This is a genomic window from Streptomyces sp. NPDC030893, assembly GCF_055571535.1.
The window spans coordinates 285,717-303,308 of the sequence record NZ_JBVIFC010000006.1; the positions used below are offsets into that span (position 1 = coordinate 285,717).

The window sequence follows — 17,592 nt, forward strand, 5'->3', positions numbered from 1 at the left end:
GGTGTCCTGTGTCCCCGCGTCGCAACCGACCCAAGGGAGCCGGTACGTCCGGCCGGAGCGCCGAGGACGAAGGTTCCGGACGCTACGGCGGCTGGCAGTCCACCGAGCGCTGGCAGGACGAGGAGTGGAGCGTACGGCATGTGGCGGGCGCCAGCGCGCAGGGCAAGGCCTACCGCTGTCCCGGCTGCGACCAGTTGATCCCCGACGGGGTGCCGCACGTGGTCGCCTGGCCGGAGCACGCGGGCGTCGACGACCGCCGCCACTGGCACAAGGCCTGCTGGAACGCCAAGGACCGCCGCACCACGCGGGTGCGGCGGTCCCGTAACGCGCCGAGGTTCTGAACGCCTCTAGACGTCCCGGGTCTGCAGCAGGGCGAAGGCGCCGCCGAGCGCGGCCCCGGTGACGACCAGCATGATCCACAGCGGGTCCCAGCCGGACGGCCCGGAATCGCTCAGCGAGTTGGCGTAGAAGATGCTCATCTGGTTCGGGATGGAGTACTCGAACAGCGCCTGCTGGACGTCCCGCAGCGACGCCGAGAACATGAACAGCGCCACCACCAGCGGGGCGAGCACGGCACCGATCATGATGGTGATGGCGCCCGCCGAGTGCCGGATGACCGACCCGATGGCCAGGGACAGGGTGCCGAGCAGCGCCAGGTAGAGCGAGACGCCGACCGTGCCCTTCAGCCACTCCTCGCCGGAGGGGGCCCCGGAGTTGTGGTCCTCCAGCAGCGACACGTGCAGGAAGCCGATGAGCGTGGCGCACACCAGGGTCACCGTGAAGGCGATCAGGAAGAACACCAGGGCCTTCGCCGCGAGCACCCGCCCGCGCGAGGGACAGGCGACCATCGTGGTGCGGATCATGCCGGTGCCGTACTCCGAGGCGGTGGTCAGCACGCCCAGCGTGATGACGCACATGCTGCCCAGCAGCAGTCCGAAGAAGCCGAGGGCCAGCGGGCTCTCGCCGCCCATGTCGGGGTCGGAGCCCGCGACGATCACACCGGCCAGCAGACCGATGCCGACCACCAGCAGCACGAACACGCCCAGCGTCCAGATCGTGGAGCGCACGGACTTGATCTTCGTCCACTCGGAGGCGATCGCGTGCCCGAGGTGCGTGCGCACCACCGGGATCGGCGAGGTGTAGCCGGGCAGGGAGTCACCGGGCGCCGCCTGCCATGCGGGTGCGGCGCTCTGCGGCATCGGGGGCGTGGGCGTGCTCATCGGGCGTCCTCGGACTTGGTCAGGTCGGCGGCGGGGGCGGAGGGGGGCGCGGGCGCGGCGGCCGGCGGAGCGGCCGGAGCCGGGCCCTGGGGCGCCTGCGGGGCAGGCTGCGCGTACGGGTTGGGGGCCGCGGCGTCCGGGGCCGCGCCGGGGGCGCCCGGAGCGCCGTAGGGGCCCGCGGGGGCCTGTCCCGGCGGGCCCTGCGGCGGGGCGAACGGCTGCCCGCCCCGCTGCGGCGGCGGAGGCGCGTACCAGCCGGGCTGGCCCTGGCCCGGCACGGGCATCGGCGGCTGCATGCCGGGCGGCAGCGGCTGCTGGAGCCCCGCCTTCTGGTCGATGGTCGAGCGGTAGTCGACGGCGCCCTGCGTCATCCGCATGTACGCCTCCTCCAGCGAGGCCTGGTGCGGCGACAGCTCCCACAGCCGTACGTCGCTGTCGTGGGCGATGTCGCTGATGCGCGGCAGCGGCAGACCGGTCACCCGCAGGGCGCCGTCCTGCTCGGGCAGCACATGGCCGCCGGCCTCGGTGATCGCGGCCGACAGCTTCTCCCGCTGCTGCGGCTCGGTGTCCGGCGTGCGCACGCGGGCGAAGTCGGCGGAATTGGCGGAGATGAAGTCCTTCACGCTCATGTCGGCCATGAGCTGTCCGCGGCCGATCACGATGAGGTGGTCGGCGGTCAGCGCCATCTCGCTCATCAGGTGGGAGGAGACGAAGACCGTACGGCCCTCCGCGGCGAGCGACTTCATCAGGTTGCGGACCCACAGGATGCCCTCGGGGTCCAGGCCGTTGACGGGCTCGTCGAAGAGCAGCACCTGCGGGTCGCCGAGCAGCGCGGCGGCGATGCCCAGCCGCTGTCCCATGCCCAGGGAGAAGCCCTTGGACCGCCGGCGCGCCACCTCGTGCAGACCCACCACGCCCAGCACCTCGTCCACCCGCCGGGCGGGGATGCCCGACAGCTGGGCCAGGCTCAGCAGGTGGTTGCGGGCGGACCGGCCGCCGTGCACCGCCTTGGCGTCCAGCAGCGCGCCGACCTGACGGGGCGCGTTGGGCAGGTTGCGGTAGGGATAGCCGCCGATCGTCACTCGGCCCGCGGTGGGGTTGTCCAGACCGAGGATCATCCGCATGGTCGTCGACTTGCCCGAGCCGTTCGGGCCCAGGAACCCGGTGACGGCGCCCGGACGCACCTGGAAGGAAAGGTTGTACACAGCGGTCTTGTCGCCGTACCGCTTGGTCAGGCCGACTGCCTCGATCATGCTCCGCACCCATCGAAAGGTTCAGGACAGCGGGGCACACGCCCCCGTAAGGGTTAGGAGGATATCGGGGCGCTGACGGTTCCGCCCAAGGCCGGGTAAAAACCGGCCCCGGCACCCCTTACTGCGCGTCGCGCCGCTTCAGCAGCAGGTAACCGCCGATCAGCGCGGCGATCACCCACAGCGCCATGATGCCCAGGCCGCCCCAGGGCCCGTACGGGGTGTCGTCGTCGACGGGCGGGACCACCTCCATGATCTTGCTGCCGGCCTGGTCGGGCAGGAACCGGCCGACGTTCTTCGTGGCGTCGACGTTGCCGAGGATGTTGGAGATCAGGAAGAAGAACGGCATCAGGATGCCCAGCGACAGCATCGGCGAGCGCAGCATCGCGGCGACGCCCATCGAGAACAGCGCGATCAGCGTCATGTAGAGGCCGCCGCCGATCACCGCCCGCAGCACCCCGTCGTCGCCGATGGACGCCTTGTGCTCACCGAGCATCACCTGGCCGAGGAAGAACGCGGCGAAGCTGGTGGCCATGGCGACCACGAGGGCGAGCGCGGTGGCCACGGCGAGCTTGCTGAACAGGAAGGTGCCGCGCTGCGGCACGGCCGCCAGGGAGGCGCGGATCATGCCGGTGCTGTACTCGTTCGACACCACCAGCACCCCGAACACGATCATCGCGAGCTGGCCGAGACTCATCCCGGCGAAGCTGATGAAGGTCGGGTCGAAGGAGAGCCGGTCGCGCGCGCTCATCGAGTCGAACTCGCTCCTCGACAGCGCCGAGATCAGCATGCCGAGCGCGATGGTGACGACCACCGCCAGGGAGAGCGTCCACACCGTGGACGCCACCGACCGGATCTTGGTCCACTCCGACCGCAGGACCTGCGTCGCCGCCATGCTCAGCCCTTCTTCCAGCTCTCGCCCCACGGCTGCGGGGGCGGGGGAGTGCCGGAGTGGGCGTGGTACTCCACCGACTCCGCGGTCAACCGCATGAACGCCTCCTCCAGGGAGGCCTGCTGGGGGCTCAGCTCGTGCAGCACGATCCCGTTGCGCGCCGCCAGCTCCCCGATGTACGCCGCCTGGGAGCCGTCCACCTCCAGCGCCCCGCCGTCGCCGTCCACGGAGGCGATCCCGGCGTGGTGCAGCGCCTCCAGCAGGCGTTCGCGCTGCGGGCTGCGCACCCGGACGTACGAGCGGGAGTTGCGCTCGATGAACTCGGCCATCGAGGTGTCGGCCAGCAGCCGGCCCTGGCCGATGACCACCAGGTGGTCGGCGGTCAGCGCCATCTCGCTCATCAGGTGGGAGGAGACGAAGACCGTACGGCCCTGGGCGGCGAGCGACTTCATCAGGGTCCGGATCCAGTGGATGCCCTCCGGGTCGAGCCCGTTGACCGGCTCGTCGAACATCAGGATCCGCGGGTCGCCGAGCAGCGCGGCCGCGATGCCGAGCCGCTGGCCCATGCCGAGCGAGAACCCCTTGGCCTTCTTCCGCGCCACCGCCGTCAGCCCGACCGTGTCCAGCACCTCGTGCACCCGCCGCGTCGGGATGCCGTTGCTCTGCGCGAGGCACAGCAGGTGGTGGTAGGCGCTGCGGCCCGGGTGCATCGCCTTCGCCTCGAGCAGGGCGCCGATGCGCGTCAGCGGATCCTTGAGACGGTCGTAGTGGATGCCGTCGATCCGCACGTCCCCCGCGGTCGGGTGGTCCAGGCCCAGGATCATCCGCATGGTGGTCGACTTGCCGGCGCCGTTCGGACCGAGGAAGCCGGTGACGATGCCCGGCCTGACGGTGAAGGTCAGATCCCTGACCGCCACCTTCTCGCCGTACCGCTTGGTCAGCCCCTCGAGCTCGATCATGCGGCCACGCTAAAACGGGACAAAGCCCTCTGCCACCTCAGTGGCAGAGGGCTTCGCCGATCCCTCGGTCGCCGTTACCGGGACTGCTGCGCCGGAACCCCGCGGGAGACCGGCTCGTCCTCGGCGGCCGGCGCGCCGGTCGCGGCCACCGCCGCACCGGTGAGCGTCGCCAGCATCTCGCGGACGTTCGTCAGCTGGGCGTTGATCGAGTCGCGGCGGTTGGTCAGCGCCGCGAGCTCGCGCTCGGATTCCGAACGGATCCGGTCCGCCTTGGCGTTGGCGTCGGCCACGATGTCCTCGGCCTGGCGCTGCGCGGTCTCCACCGTCTGGCGGGCGCGGCGCTCGGCGTCGGTGCGCAGCTTCTCGGCCTCCAGGCGGAGCTGCTCCGCGCGGTGCTCGATCTCCGCGAGGCGCTTCTCGGCCTTGGCCTGACGCGAGGCCAGGTCGCGCTCGGACTGCTCGCGCCGCTTGGCGAGATTCGTCTCGAAGTCGGCGGCGGCCTGCGCGGCCTTGGCGCGGGTCTCCTCGAAGAGGGCGTCCGCCTCCTCCCGCTTGGACTGCGCGTCCTTCTGCGCCTCGGAACGCAGCTGGGACGCCTCGCCCTTGGCCTTCTCGACGATCCGGACGCCCTCGTCCTCCGCCTTGGCCTTGCGCTCGGCGGCGTACGACTCGGCGTCGTTGCGCACCTGCTGGGCGGCCGACTCGGCGAGCTCACGGTGCTGCTCCGCCGCGCGCCGGGCCTCCTCGCGCAGGTCCTTCGCCTCCTCCTCGGCGAGGCGGAGGATCTTCTCCACACGCGCGCCGAGACCCGCGTACGACGGCTCGGCGTCGTTGACCTGGGCCTGGGCGTTCTGCGTCTCGAGGTGGAGCTCTTCGATGCGCTTTTCCAGAGCGGTGATGCGGGCGAGAGCGCTGTCACGGTCGGAGACGAGCTTGGAGATACGTTCGTCCACCTGAGCGCGGTCGTACCCACGCCGCACAAGCTCGAAGCCGTAGGGGGAAGTGTCGCTCATGGGGTTCCTGTCGAATGAGACCGGTGAGGTGATAGGTGGAATCCTAGGGGCCGAAGCGCTGTGTCATCGAGCGGATGCACGTTTGATACGGAGAATGACACCCCTTTTGAGTGGCTCGCCGCCGGAAGGCTTGCCAACGCCATGGTCAAAGGCCCCACCGTACAAGGGATTTCGCCCACTTTGCCAACTATTCGGCTGACTTGCCACCCGTACGGGTAGCGCCCGCGGCGGCCCCCGCCTTGACCCCGTTCTCCTTGCCGCCCGCCGGCGCCTCCAGGGACCCCAGCGCCTCCAGGACGTCCTGCACGCGGGAGATCTCCGCGTTGATGTCCTCCCGGCGCCGCACCAGCACCTCCAGCTCGCGCTTGCCCTCCTCGACCGTGCGCCGCGCCTCACGGACCGCCTCGGCCCGCAGCTCCTCGGCCTCCTTCACGAGCGTGGCCTTCTTCTGCTCCGCCTCCTTCAGCAGACCCTCGGCCTTCTTCACGGCGGCGATCCGCACCTTGCCCGCCTCGGAGTTGGCCTCGGAGACGATCTCCTTCGCCTTCGCCTCCGCCTTGGCCAGCTGCTCCTCGGCCGCCTTGATCAGCGCGTCGCAGCGGTCGCCCGTGGACTTCATCGTCTCCGCCGCCTCACGGCGGGCCCGCTCGTGCAGCTCCTCGATCTCACCGGTGACACGGTCGCGCAGCTCCTCGGCGCGCTCCCGGATCTGCGTCGCGTCCCGGCGCGCACCCACCAGCAGCTCGTCCGCGTCCGTACGGGCCTTCTCCACCCGGGTGTTGCCCTCGACCCTCGCCTCGGCCACCAGCCGCTCGGCCTCGGTGCGGGCCGCGCCGACCATCGTGTCGGCCTGCGACTCCGCGTCCGCCGTCGTCCGCTGCGCCTGCTGCTGCGCCTCGGTGAGCAGCTTGTCCGCCTCCGCGGTGGTCTCCGTGATGAGCGTGTCGACCTGCTCGGCCGCCTCCGAGCGCCGCTTGTTGGCCTCCTGGCGGGCCTCGTCCAGAGTCCGGTCGGCCTCCTCGCGCGCGGAGGCCACCAGCCGCTCCGCCTCCGACTCCGCGTCGGACCTGACGCGCTCGGAGTCCTGCCGGATCCGCTCCGCCTGCGCCTGCGCCGACCCGACCGTCTCCGCGGCCTCGGCCCGCAGCCGCTCCGCGTCACCGGTGGCGTCCGCGATCAGCTTCTCCGCCTTGGCGACCGACTCCGACCGCACCCGCTCGGCCTCGGCGACCGTCTCCGTGCGCAGCCGGTCGGTCTCCGTGACGGTGTCCTCGGTGAGCCGCTCGGCCTCGCCGCGCGCCTCGGTGATCAGCGTGTCCGCCTGCGTCGCCGCGTCCGAACGGATCCGGTTGGCGTCCTCACGGGCGTCCGCCCGGGTGCGCGCGGCGGCCTGCTCGGCCTCCGCGATCGCGTCCGACGCCTCCGTACGCAGCCGCTGGGCGTGCTCGGACACCTCCGAGCGGACCCGCTCGGCCTCCGCGATCGCCTCGGACACGGTGCGCTCGGCCAGCGTCTTGGCGGCCTCCGACTCCTCGTGCGCCTCGCGCCGCAGCCGGCCCGCGTCCTCGCCCGCCCGCTCCCGCTCCGCGTAGGCGTCGGCGCGGACCCGGTCCGCCTCCTCCTCCGCCTCACGGCGCGTACGCTCCGCCGCGTGCTCGGCGGCGGACCGCAGCCCGGCGATCTCCTCCTGCGCCTGCTCGTGCAGCCCCGCGACGGAGTCCCGCACCTGCTGGGCATGGAGCTCGGCCGCCGACACCATCTCCGTGGCGCGCCGGTCCGCCTCCTCGACCAGACGTACGGCCTCGGCCTGCGCCTCCTCCACACGGGTGCGCGCCGACGCCAGCAGCTCCTCGCTCTGCTCGCGGGCCCGCTCACGCTCCTGGTCGGCCTCCTGCCGGGCCGCGCCCAGGAGTTCCTCGGCCTCCCGGCGCCGCCGGGCCGCCTCCTCCTGCGCCGCGGCCAGCGTCTCGGACGCCTCCGCACCGATCCGCTCGGCGGCGGACTGCGCCTCCGCCCGCATCCGGTCGGCGCTGTCCTGCGCCTCCGACTTCAGCCGCTCCGCCTCGGCGGCGGCCTCCGACCGCAGCCGCACGGCGACGGACTCGCCCTCCGCGCGGGACGCCGACGCGTCCGCCGCGGCCTCGTCGCGCAGCCGCTCGGCCTCCGCCTCCGCCTGCTGCCGCAGCGTACGGATCCGCTCGGCGGCCTCGGTGCGCAGCCGCTCGCCCTCCTCGGACGCCTCCCGGCGGACCCGGGCGGCCTCCTCACGCGCGTCGCTCAGCGCCTGCTCGGCGGAGGCGAGCCGCTCCTCGGCCTCGGTGTGCAGCCGCGTCAGTTCCCCGGCCGCCTCCGCGCGGCGGTCCTCCACGGCCCGCTCGGTCTCCTCGCGCAGCTCGCGCGCGGCCCGCTCGGCGTCCTCCTTCAGCGCGTCGGCCTGCTCGACGGCCTCCGCGCGGTGCCGTTCGGCCTCCTTGCGGGTGCGCTCCAGCGTCTCCTCGGCCTGCCGGCGCAGCGTCGTGGCCCGCTCGATGGCCTCGGTGCGGACCTTCTCGCTGTCGCCCTGCGCGGTGGACCGCAGCTCGTCGGCGTCCGCCTTCGCCTTGGCGAGCAGCTCCTCGGCGGACTTGGCCGCCTCCTCGATCTTCGCCACGGCCTCCTTGCGGGCCTCGGCGCGGATCTTCTCGCCCTCGGCGACCGCGTCGGCGCGCAGCTGCTCGGCCTCGCCGCGCAGCCGGCGCGCCTCCTCCTGCAGCTCGACCGTCTTGGCGCGGTACTCCTTGGTGTCGTCCTTCGCCGCGCCCTTGAGCTGCTGCGCGATGTCGTGCGCCTCCGCGCGCAGCCGGTCCGCCTCGGCCTCGGCCTCCCCGCGGATCCGCTCGGCCTCCTCGGCCGCCGCCCTGGTGGTCTGCTTGGCGTCCTCCGACGCCTTGTTGAGCACGTCCTCGGCGGTCCTGGCCGCCTTGGACAGCTGGGTGGCGGACTCCTCCGCGGTGAGCGTACGGGCCTTCTCGGCGGCCTCCGCGACGATCTTCTCGGCCTCCGCGCGGGCGTCGGCGACGAGCTGCTCGGCGTCCGCCTTGGTGGTCTCGGCCTCCTTGGTGGCCTCGCTGACCAGCCGCGCCACCTGCTCCTTGGCGGTGCGCGTACGGGTCTCGTTGGCGGACTCGGCGGAGGCGATCGCCTTGGCGGCCGCCTCCTTCGCCTCGGCGAGCACCTTCTCCGCCTCGGAGCGCGCCTCACGCAGCGCGGTCTCGGCGTCCGCCATGCGCTGCTCGGCCGCCTTGGCCAGCTCCTGGGCCTCGCGGCGCGCCGACTCCGACTCGGACGCGGTCGAGGTCCGCAGCTGCTCGGCGTGGTCGGTGGCCTCCTGCGCCTGGGTGGACGCCGCGTTCAGCAGCCGCTCGGCGTCCGTACGGGCCCGGCGCAGCAGCTGCTCGGCCTCCGCGCGGGCCGACTCGGCCTCGCTCTGCAGCCGCTGACGGGCCTCGGACGTCAGCCGCTCCGCCTCCGCGCGGGCGGCGGCCATCGCCTGCTCCCGCTCCGCGCGGGTCTCCTCCATCAGCCGGCGGGACTGCTCCTCGGTGCGGGCCCGCAGCTGCTCCGCCCAGGACACGTTCTCGTTGACGTGCGACTCGACGGTCTGGCGGCGCTCCGCCAGCTCCTGGTCGAGCTGCTGGCGCCGGGTCACCGCCTCCTGGTGCAGCTCCGCCTGGAGCCGGGCCGCCTGCTCCGCGTGCTCCTGGAGGATCCGCTGGGTCTGCGCCCGCGCCTGGCTCAGCTCCCGCTCGGCGTCCGCGCGCAGCTGGTCGGCCTGCATCTGCGCGTTGCGCAGCATCTGTTCGGCCTGATAGCCGATGTCACCGCCGTCGTAGGCGGGCCGGGACATGATGGTGCGCCGCGCCTCGTGCAGCTTGGCGCGCAGCACCTCGACCTGGTAGCCGAGGTCCTCGGCGTGCTGGATCGCCTTTTCCCGCTCGGTCTTCAGCCGCTTCATCTCGGCTTCGAACCGAGAGAGGTGGTCGACGTCAGCCGCCGGCTCTCGCTCCTGGCTCTCGTAGCCCCGCACTGCGCGGTCCCATCCGTCCCCTGGTCGCAAGTCTGGCCGAGCTCCGTCCATCCGCCGAACGGGGCCCCCGGGGAATGGTGTCAGATCAACGGCGGAGCATGGGCCGCTGCCCCGCGCTCGCCCCCCGAAAACCGGACCCCGGCGATCCCGTCGCCAAAGACGACGGGACGGTCGCCACGGATCGAGCGGCGACCGGACCCAACCCTACCGGCCCTTATGTACGTGGGTCAGTGCTCGGACGACTCAACAGGGGCCGAAGTGACCAGTTCCGTCAGTACGCCGTGGCAGTCCTTGGGGTGCAGGAAGGTGATCCGTGACCCCATGGAGCCGCGCCGGGGCTCTTCGTACAGAACGCGTACCCCCTTCTCCTTGATACCGGCGGCGTCCGCGTCCACATCCGCCGTACCGAAAGCGATGTGGTGGACGCCCTCGCCGTTCTTCGCCAGCCACTTGGCGACGGTCGAGTCCTCGCGGGTCGGCTCGAGCAGCTGCAGGTAGGAGGCGCCGCCGTCCGAGGTGTCGTTGATCTTGAGCATGGCCTCGCGCACGCCCTGCTCCTCGTTGACCTCCGAGTGGAACACCTCGAAGCCGTACGTGGCCCGGTAGAACTCCACGGTCCTGTCCAGGTCGAAACAGGCGATCCCGATGTGGTCGATTCGCGTCAGCATGGTTTCAGTGGAGCGCTCACCGGGCGGTTACGCAACGTGCGCGCGATCACACCGAAAGGCCGATGACGGGGTCCACCGCACGTCAGTACATTCGAAGTAAACCCTCGTTCACTCCTCGGCTGTGCAGCCGGAAGGGGATCGCAGCTCATGTCTTCCGCAACTTCCGCATCATCCGCAACGAACGGCACGACCTCCGTCATCGTCGCGGGCGCCCGCACCCCCATGGGTCGGCTGCTCGGCTCGCTGAAGTCCTTCTCCGGAGCCGACCTCGGCGGCTTCGCGATCAAGGCCGCCCTCGACCGTGCGGGGATCGGCGGCGACCAGGTCCAGTACGTGATCATGGGCCAGGTGCTCCAGGCCGGGGCGGGGCAGATCCCGGCCCGCCAGGCCGCCGTCAAGGCCGGCATCCCGATGAACGTCCCGGCGCTCACCATCAACAAGGTGTGCCTCTCCGGTCTCGACGCCATCGCGCTGGCCGACCAGCTGATCCGCGCCGGCGAGTTCGACGTGATCGTCGCCGGCGGCCAGGAGTCCATGACCAACGCCCCGCACCTGCTGCCGAAGTCCCGCGAGGGCTACAAGTACGGCGCGGTGCAGATGCTCGACGCGATGGCGCACGACGGCCTGACCGACTCCTTCGAGAACATCGCCATGGGCGAGTCCACCGAGAAGCACAACACCCGCCTCGGCATCGCCCGCCCCGAGCAGGACGAGATCGCCGCCCTGTCCCACCAGCGGGCCGCCGCCGCCCAGAAGAACGGCATCTACGAGGCCGAGATCACCCCGGTCGAGATCCCGCAGCGCAAGGGCGACCCGGTGCTGTTCAGCAAGGACGAGGGCATCCGCGGCGACACCACCGCCGAGTCCCTCGGCAAGCTGCGCCCGGCGTTCGCCAAGGACGGCACGATCACGGCCGGTTCCTCCTCGCAGATCTCGGACGGTGCGGCGGCCGTGGTCGTGATGAGCAAGGCCAAGGCGCAGGAGCTGGGCCTGGACTGGATCGCGGAGATCGGCGCCCACGGCAACGTGGCCGGCCCCGACAACTCGCTCCAGTCGCAGCCGTCCAACGCGATCCGGCACGCGCTGAAGAAGGAGGGCCTGGAGGTCTCCGACCTCGACCTCGTCGAGATCAACGAGGCTTTCGCCGCGGTCGCCGTCCAGTCAATGAAGGACCTGGGCGTTTCCACCGAAAAGGTGAACGTCAACGGTGGCGCCATCGCCCTCGGTCACCCGATCGGCATGTCCGGCGCCCGGCTCGTCCTGCACCTCGCGCTGGAGCTGAAGCGGCGCGGCGGCGGTGTCGGCGCGGCGGCCCTGTGCGGCGGCGGCGGCCAGGGTGACGCGCTGATCGTGCGGGTACCCAAGGCCTGAGCCGGTTTCCTTGCAGGTTTTCTTCTCGTGAACGGAGCTGTGATGCAGGACGTCTCCTCGCTGGTCGCCCAGGCCAGGGAAGGCAGGCCTCGGGCCGTGGCCCGGCTGATCTCCCTGGTGGAGGGGGCGTCCCCGCAGCTCAGGGAGGTCATGGCGGCCCTGGCGCCGCTCACCGGCAACGCGTACGTGGTCGGTCTGACCGGCTCCCCGGGCGTGGGCAAGTCCACCTCGACCTCGGCGCTGGTCACCGCGTACCGCAAGCAGGGCAAGCGGGTCGGCGTCCTGGCCGTCGACCCGTCCTCGCCCTTCTCGGGCGGCGCCCTGCTCGGCGACCGGGTCCGCATGTCCGAGCACGCCTCCGACCCCGGCGTCTACATCCGCTCCATGGCCACCCGCGGCCACCTGGGCGGCCTCGCCTGGGCCGCCCCCCAGGCCATTCGTGTCCTGGACGCGGCGGGCTGCGACGTGATCCTGGTGGAGACGGTCGGCGTGGGCCAGTCGGAGGTGGAGATCGCCTCCCAGGCCGACACCTCCGTGGTCCTGCTGGCCCCCGGCATGGGCGACGGCATCCAGGCCGCCAAGGCCGGAATCCTGGAGATCGGCGACGTCTACGTCGTCAACAAGGCCGACCGCGACGGCGCCGACGCCACCGCCCGCGAACTGAACCACATGCTCGGCCTCGGCGAATCCCGCGCCCCGGGCGACTGGCGCCCCCCGATCGTCAAGACGGTCGCCGCGCGCCAGGAGGGCGTCGACGAGGTCGTCGAGGCCCTGGAGAAGCACCGCGCCTGGATGGAGGAGAGGGGAGTCCTGGCGCAGCGCCGCCTGGCCCGGGCCTCCCGCGAGGTCGAGACCATCGCGGTCACCGCCCTCCGCGAACGTATCGACGACCTCCACGGCGACCGCAGGCTCGACACCCTCGCGGAACGCATCATCACCGGCGAACTGGACCCGTACCGGGCGGCGGACGAACTGGTGGAGGGTCTGACAACCAGCCCGTCCGGGGGAGTTTGAGGACGAGGCCCGAAGGGCCGAAAGGGGGTCCGGGGGCGTAGCCCCCGGGGACGGGACGGGAAGGGGCGGCGGGGGCGAACCCCCCCACCGCCCACCCGACCCACGACGGACGGTCAGTCGTCGGAGTCGTCGGAATCGTCGGAGTCGTCCCCGTCGTCGTCCCGGTCGGCGGTGACCTTCCCGCTGTCCAGGTCCACCCACCAGTCCCGCCCGTCGTCGTCTCCGCCGGAGGCCCGCGTCTCGGCCTCCCAGCCCCGCTCGTCGTCGTCGTCCAGTTCCACCGACGTGACCGCTCCCTTGGCGGCAGCCGCCTTCGCCGCCTGCTCGGCGCTCACCGACGCCCCCTTCAGTGCGGCCCGCACCTCGTCGGCGTCGTCCTCGTCGTCCTTCTCGGCACCGAGGACCTTGCCGGTGGCCGGGTCGATCCACACGCTGTGCCAGGTGTCCCCGCCGCCGAGGACGTCGACCTCCCAGGCGCCGTCGTCCAGTTCGGCGGAGACGGCCGTACCCGGCCTGTGCTTCAGCGCGGCGGCGATGGCGTCGGCGGCGGTCACGTCACCGGAGACGGGGCGGTCGTCGCGGTCGTCGTCCCGGTCGTCACCACGCCCGTCGTCACCACGCCCGTCGTCGTCACCACGGCCGTCGTCATCACGACCATCGTCGTCCCGCCCGTCGTCCTCCCCCGCCCGCTCCTCCGCCTGCGCCACCGACGCCGACGCCCCCGCCGCCCCGCCGTCGTCGTCCCCCGAGACCGCGATGGCCGTTGCCGTACCCCCGCCGACCAGAGCCGCCGCCGTGACGACGGCGATCACGATGTTGCGCTTCATGTGAGTTCCTCCCGAGTCGCTGCGTTTCGCTCCGTGCACCATCAATGTCGCCGACCGACGCTGAGAGGAACCTGAAGCCCCCTGAAGTGATCTTCAGGTTCGTTTTGCGACCCTGGACCGCATGCGCCCGCCCGTCGCCCACCACCACCCTGCCGGAGGCGCTTCGCGCCGCCCCTTTCGATTCTTGATCGTGGAGGACGAAAAACGCCTCGCCCTCTCCCTCGCCAAGGGCCTCACCGCCGAGGGCTACGCCGTGGACGTCGTCCACGACGGCCGGGAGGGCCTGCACCGGGCCACGGAGGGCACGTACGACCTCCTGATCCTCGACATCATGCTGCCCGGCATGAACGGCTACCGGGTCTGCGCCGCCCTGCGCGCCGCCGGACACGACGTGCCGATCCTGATGCTCACCGCCAAGGACGGCGAGTACGACGAGGCCGAGGGCCTCGACACCGGCGCCGACGACTACCTCACCAAGCCGTTCTCGTACGTCGTCCTCGTCGCCAGGATCAAGGCGCTGCTGCGCCGCCGGCAGGGCGCCGGCGCCTCCCCGGTCCATGTGCACGGCGACCTCAGGGTGGACACCGCGGCCCGCCGGGTGTTCCTCGGCGAGGACGAAGTGACGCTGACCGCCAAGGAGTTCTCGGTGCTGGAGCAGCTCGTGGTGCGGGCCGGCGAGGTGGTGTCCAAGGCCGACATCCTGGAGCACGTCTGGGACTTCGCCTACGAGGGCGACCCCAACATCGTCGAGGTCTACATCAGCGCCCTGCGCCGCAAACTGCGCGCCGGACTGATCCGTACCGTGCGCGGCGCGGGCTACCGGCTGGAGACCGCGCCGTGAACCGCCTGTTCGGCTCGGTCCGCGCGCGGGCGACGCTCGCCGCCACCCTCGTCGTCGCGGTGGCCCTGGTCGCGGCCGGCACCGCCGTCCTGATGTCCCTGCGGTCGAATCTGATCGGCGAGGCGGGCAGCCAGGCGGAGCAGTCCGCGCGGGCGGTCGCCACCGAACTCGCCGCCCGGACGCCGTACGACCAGCTCTCCGGGCTGGACGGCGACGACCGGCCGGTGCAGATCGTCGACGAGGACGGCACGCTGGTCGCGGCCTCCGAGGACCTTCAGCGGATCGACGGCACGTCCACGACCGAGGTGACCCCACGCCCGTCGGCACCCGCCGACGGTGACGACGACGATGACGGGGACGGCGAAGACGACGCGGAGGACCGCGACGACGACTCCGACGACGACTCCGGCACGTCCCTCGCCCCCGGGGAGATCGGCGGAACGACCTTCACCAACGGCTCGGCGACGATCGACGGCGACGCCGAGGACTACCGCTTCGCCGCCGTGGACGTGGGGACCGCGGACCGGGGCCGTCTGACCGTCACCGCGGGCGCTCCGCTCGCCGCCGAGCACAGCGCGGTGGACACCACGCTGACCGGCATGCTCATCGGCCTGCCCCTGCTGCTCGGTGTCGTCGCCGGGGTGACCTGGCTGGTCACCGGCCGGGCCCTGCGCCCGGTGGAGGGCATCCGCCGGGAGATGGCCGCGATCACCGCCTCCGAGGACCTCACCCGCCGCGTCCCCGAACCGATGACGCACGACGAGATCGCCCGCCTGGCCCGCACCACCAACGAGACCCTGGCCGCGCTGGAGGCGTCCGTGGAGCGGCAGCGGCGGTTCGTCGCCGACGCCTCCCACGAGCTGCGCAGCCCCATCGCCTCCCTGCGCACCCAACTGGAGGTGGCCGCTGCCCACCCCGAACTCCTCGACCTCGACGGCGCGGTGGAGGACACCGTGCGGCTCCAGCACCTCGCGGCCGATCTGCTGCTGCTCGCCCGGCTGGACGCGGGGGAGCGGCCCGCGGACGCCCGGGTCGACCTGGCGGCGATGGCTCGGGAGGAGGCGGCGGGACGTACCGGGGTGACGGTGGACGCGGATCCGGCGGAGGTCACCGGATCGCGGGGGCAGCTCGGACGGGTGCTCGCCAACCTGCTGGACAACGCCGGACGGCACGCCCGCGAGCGGGTCACCGTGACCGTGCGCCGGGAGGGCGCCCGGGCGGTGCTCGCGGTGGCCGACGACGGCGAGGGAGTGGCCGAGGCCGACCGGGAGCGGATCTTCGAGCGGTTCGTACGGCTGGACGCCGCCCGCAGCCGCGACGACGGCGGCGCGGGACTGGGCCTCGCGATCGCGAGGGACGTCGCCGTACGGCACGGCGGGACGCTCACGGCGGGTACGGCACCGGCCGGCGGAGCCCTGTTCGAACTCCGCCTGCCGCTCGCCGACTAGACAGGCCCTAGCGGCAGGGAGACGTCAGGGACGCCCCCGCTGTCCGCGCAGATGCTCGGCGATGGGTTTGAGGGCCTTGTCGAGCTCGGTGAGCGACTCGGGGGCCAGCAGGTCGATGAAGTGTCTGCGCACGGACGCCACATGGTGCGGCGCGACCTTCTGCATGGTTTCCATACCGTGCTCGGTGAGGACCGCGTACAGTCCCCGGCGGTCGGACTCGCAGTTCTCCCGTCGGACCAGATCCGCGTTCTCCATGCGGGTGATCTGGTGCGAGAGCCGGCTCTTGGACTGCATGGTCGCGGAGGCGAGGTCGCTCATCCGCATCCGCCGGTCCTCCGACTCGGACAGGTTCACCAGAATCTCGTAGTCGTTCATTGTCAGGCCGAACGGCTGCAGATCCTTCTCGAGCTGGTAGGTCAACAGCCTGTTGACCTCCAGGTGGGTGCGCCAGGCGCACTGCTCCGCATTGGTCAGCCAGCGGGTGGCCGTCTCGGTCTCCATGAATGAAGTCTACCTAAGGAAGTTGAAAGGCGAACTAATGAGGCTTCCGTGTGACACCGCGGTCAGGCGTTCGATGTCACACCCCGCACATTACCGCTCACAGCCCGAAGCGACGCTGAAGGTCTCCGAGCTGTCCGGGAAGACGCGGTGCCCCCGCCCCCTGCCCGTGGCCACCCGGAACCCCGCCGCCGGGCACCCCCGGCTCGTTCGGGGCGACCCCCGTCGCCTGCTCCGCCATCAGCGCCTCGGAGGACTGGAGCAGCACCGTACCCGCCCCGACGAACTCGAACTGGTGCTCCTCGCCGGAGGCCCCGCCCAGGCCCGTCATCGCACGTAGACCGCCCATCACGCCGGTCATGTACCCGTGGTCGTAGTGATGGCACGGGGACGGACAGTCCGCCCAGCCGACCAGTGCCTGCGGGTCCACCCGGAGGGGAGGCTCCATGAAGACCACCGGGCCGTTGGATGCGGCCACGAACTTTCCGGTTCCGATCAGGGTCAGGAAACCCGGCACGATCGACTGCTTGAGCGACAGACTTGGCTGAAAAGCTAGCAAGTTGCCCGAGCGAATGGTCAGGTTGCCGTCCTCGAGGTCGTACGCATTCACATCGAAGGCCCGGTCGGCGAGGAGCATCTTGCCCGAGCCCTCCGCCACGACCCAGTCGCTCGCGTGCAGAGGCGAATGGAACGACGTACGGACAATCCGGTCGAGTCGTCCGTGTCCGATGCCGTTGAACTCGATCGATCCGTAGTAGGCGATCATCTTCCCCTTCTGCATGAACCACTGGGTGCCCTTGAGCTCCACGCAGAAGGTGTAGGCGTCGACGTTGTCGTCGGACGGCAGCGTCATCGGGTCGTGGACGGTGTGGCTCACAGCTTCTCCTCCGACGCCTGGACGTACACGGCACCGCTGCCGCTCAGCTCCAGCTGGAACGCCTCGCCGGAGCCCCGGCCCACCATGTCCCGCCAGCCGAGGGCGGTCGACAGCTTGTTGCGGACGTCGCCGTGGTGGGCGACGTACGCCTGCGGGTCGACGCGCACCGGCCGCTGCGGGGTGATCGGGATCTCGATCACCCCTCCGTGGGCCATCACGGCGACCGCGCCGTGCCCCTTCAGGCTGGTGGTGAACAGCCCCTGTCCGGAGACCTGCCCGCGCACCATCCCCATCACCCCGCCCTGGGCGCCGAGGAACACCGTGCCCTGCTCCAGCGTGCCCTCGAAGGCGAGCAGGCGGTCCGCCTCGACGTACAGCGTGTCGCCGGCGAGGTTGATCACCTGGATGTGATGGCCCCCGTGCCCGAACAGGACGGTCCCGTTCCCCTCGACGGTCATCAGCGGCGTGTCCTCGTTCGCCACCCGACGCCCGATCATCGACATCACTCCGCCCTGACCGCCGGTCATGTTCGGAGTGAACGAGACCTCGCCCGTGTACGCGAGCATCGCGCCGCGCTGGCTGAACAGCCGCTGACCGGGCGCCACGGTCGCCTCGATCATCTTCGAGTTGATCTCCCGGAAGCCCATG

Annotated in this window: 16 protein-coding genes; 5 read left to right on the forward strand and 11 right to left on the reverse strand. The window is 71.7% G+C overall.

The window, feature by feature from the left end; all coding sequences use genetic code 11:
* Positions 1 to 8: 8 nt before the first annotated feature.
* Positions 9 to 341, forward strand: a complete 333-nt coding sequence (locus ACZ434_RS15435; protein ID WP_468455811.1) for an ATP/GTP-binding protein — start codon at positions 9 to 11, stop codon at positions 339 to 341.
* A 6-nt stretch (positions 342 to 347) separates the two neighbouring features.
* Here ACZ434_RS15435 and ACZ434_RS15440 read toward each other — a convergent pair whose 3' ends face one another.
* From ACZ434_RS15440 to mce, 7 genes are all read right to left on the reverse strand, one after another.
* Complete coding sequence (locus tag ACZ434_RS15440) at positions 348 to 1,220, reverse strand: ABC-2 transporter permease (RefSeq protein ID WP_468455813.1); 873 nt, start codon at positions 1,218 to 1,220, stop codon at positions 348 to 350.
* On the reverse strand, positions 1,217 to 2,473 hold the full coding sequence (locus ACZ434_RS15445) for an ABC transporter ATP-binding protein (protein ID WP_468455815.1): 1,257 nt from the start codon (positions 2,471 to 2,473) through the stop codon (positions 1,217 to 1,219). Before ACZ434_RS15445 ends, ACZ434_RS15440 begins: the two co-directional genes overlap by 4 nt.
* Before the next feature lie 118 nt (positions 2,474 to 2,591).
* A complete protein-coding gene (locus ACZ434_RS15450) occupies positions 2,592 to 3,365 on the reverse strand; it encodes an ABC transporter permease (protein ID WP_468455817.1) in 774 nt (257 codons plus the stop codon).
* Positions 3,366 to 3,367: 2 nt separating this feature from the next.
* On the reverse strand, positions 3,368 to 4,321 hold the full coding sequence (locus ACZ434_RS15455) for an ABC transporter ATP-binding protein (protein ID WP_468455819.1): 954 nt from the start codon (positions 4,319 to 4,321) through the stop codon (positions 3,368 to 3,370).
* A gap of 74 nt (positions 4,322 to 4,395) precedes the next feature.
* On the reverse strand, positions 4,396 to 5,334 hold the full coding sequence (locus ACZ434_RS15460; protein ID WP_468455821.1) for a cellulose-binding protein: 939 nt from the start codon (positions 5,332 to 5,334) through the stop codon (positions 4,396 to 4,398).
* A gap of 187 nt (positions 5,335 to 5,521) precedes the next feature.
* Positions 5,522 to 9,400 carry a polarized growth protein Scy gene (scy, locus tag ACZ434_RS15465; RefSeq protein ID WP_468455823.1) on the reverse strand — a complete coding sequence of 1,293 codons (3,879 nt, stop codon included), beginning with the start codon at positions 9,398 to 9,400 and terminating at the stop codon, positions 5,522 to 5,524.
* A gap of 227 nt (positions 9,401 to 9,627) precedes the next feature.
* On the reverse strand, positions 9,628 to 10,068 hold the full coding sequence (gene mce / locus ACZ434_RS15470; protein ID WP_103542720.1) for a methylmalonyl-CoA epimerase: 441 nt from the start codon (positions 10,066 to 10,068) through the stop codon (positions 9,628 to 9,630).
* A gap of 147 nt (positions 10,069 to 10,215) precedes the next feature.
* On the opposite strand from mce, the gene ACZ434_RS15475 reads away from it, so the two are divergent.
* Entirely contained in the window at positions 10,216 to 11,439 is a 1,224-nt protein-coding gene (locus tag ACZ434_RS15475) for an acetyl-CoA C-acetyltransferase (protein WP_468455826.1), read from the forward strand.
* A gap of 42 nt (positions 11,440 to 11,481) precedes the next feature.
* Positions 11,482 to 12,453, forward strand: coding sequence for a methylmalonyl Co-A mutase-associated GTPase MeaB (meaB, locus tag ACZ434_RS15480; protein ID WP_468455912.1), 972 nt, complete (start codon positions 11,482 to 11,484; stop codon positions 12,451 to 12,453).
* A gap of 113 nt (positions 12,454 to 12,566) precedes the next feature.
* On the opposite strand, the gene ACZ434_RS15485 is transcribed toward meaB, so the two are convergent.
* Positions 12,567 to 13,280 (reverse strand): PepSY domain-containing protein, encoded by a 714-nt coding sequence (locus ACZ434_RS15485; protein ID WP_468455828.1) that lies wholly within the window; start codon positions 13,278 to 13,280, stop codon positions 12,567 to 12,569.
* A gap of 121 nt (positions 13,281 to 13,401) precedes the next feature.
* Between ACZ434_RS15485 and ACZ434_RS15490 the strand changes: the two genes are divergently transcribed.
* Both ACZ434_RS15490 and ACZ434_RS15495 read left to right on the forward strand, forming a co-directional pair.
* Positions 13,402 to 14,121, forward strand: a complete 720-nt coding sequence (locus ACZ434_RS15490; RefSeq protein ID WP_468455830.1) for a response regulator transcription factor — start codon at positions 13,402 to 13,404, stop codon at positions 14,119 to 14,121.
* Complete coding sequence (locus ACZ434_RS15495) at positions 14,118 to 15,569, forward strand: sensor histidine kinase (protein ID WP_468455832.1); 1,452 nt, start codon at positions 14,118 to 14,120, stop codon at positions 15,567 to 15,569. The genes ACZ434_RS15490 and ACZ434_RS15495 overlap by 4 nt, the downstream gene beginning before the upstream one ends.
* Positions 15,570 to 15,593: 24 nt before the next feature.
* On the opposite strand, the gene ACZ434_RS15500 is transcribed toward ACZ434_RS15495, so the two are convergent.
* The 3 genes from ACZ434_RS15500 to ACZ434_RS15510 form a co-directional block, all read right to left on the reverse strand.
* A complete protein-coding gene (locus ACZ434_RS15500) occupies positions 15,594 to 16,070 on the reverse strand; it encodes a MarR family winged helix-turn-helix transcriptional regulator (protein ID WP_468455834.1) in 477 nt (158 codons plus the stop codon).
* Between the two features lie 97 nt (positions 16,071 to 16,167).
* Positions 16,168 to 16,920: an AIM24 family protein gene (locus ACZ434_RS15505; RefSeq protein ID WP_468455914.1), complete on the reverse strand. Its 753-nt coding sequence runs from the start codon at positions 16,918 to 16,920 to the stop codon at positions 16,168 to 16,170.
* A 20-nt stretch (positions 16,921 to 16,940) separates the two neighbouring features.
* Positions 16,941 to 17,591, reverse strand: coding sequence for an AIM24 family protein (locus ACZ434_RS15510; protein ID WP_468455837.1), 651 nt, complete (start codon positions 17,589 to 17,591; stop codon positions 16,941 to 16,943).
* Between the last annotated feature and the right edge of the window lies 1 nt (position 17,592).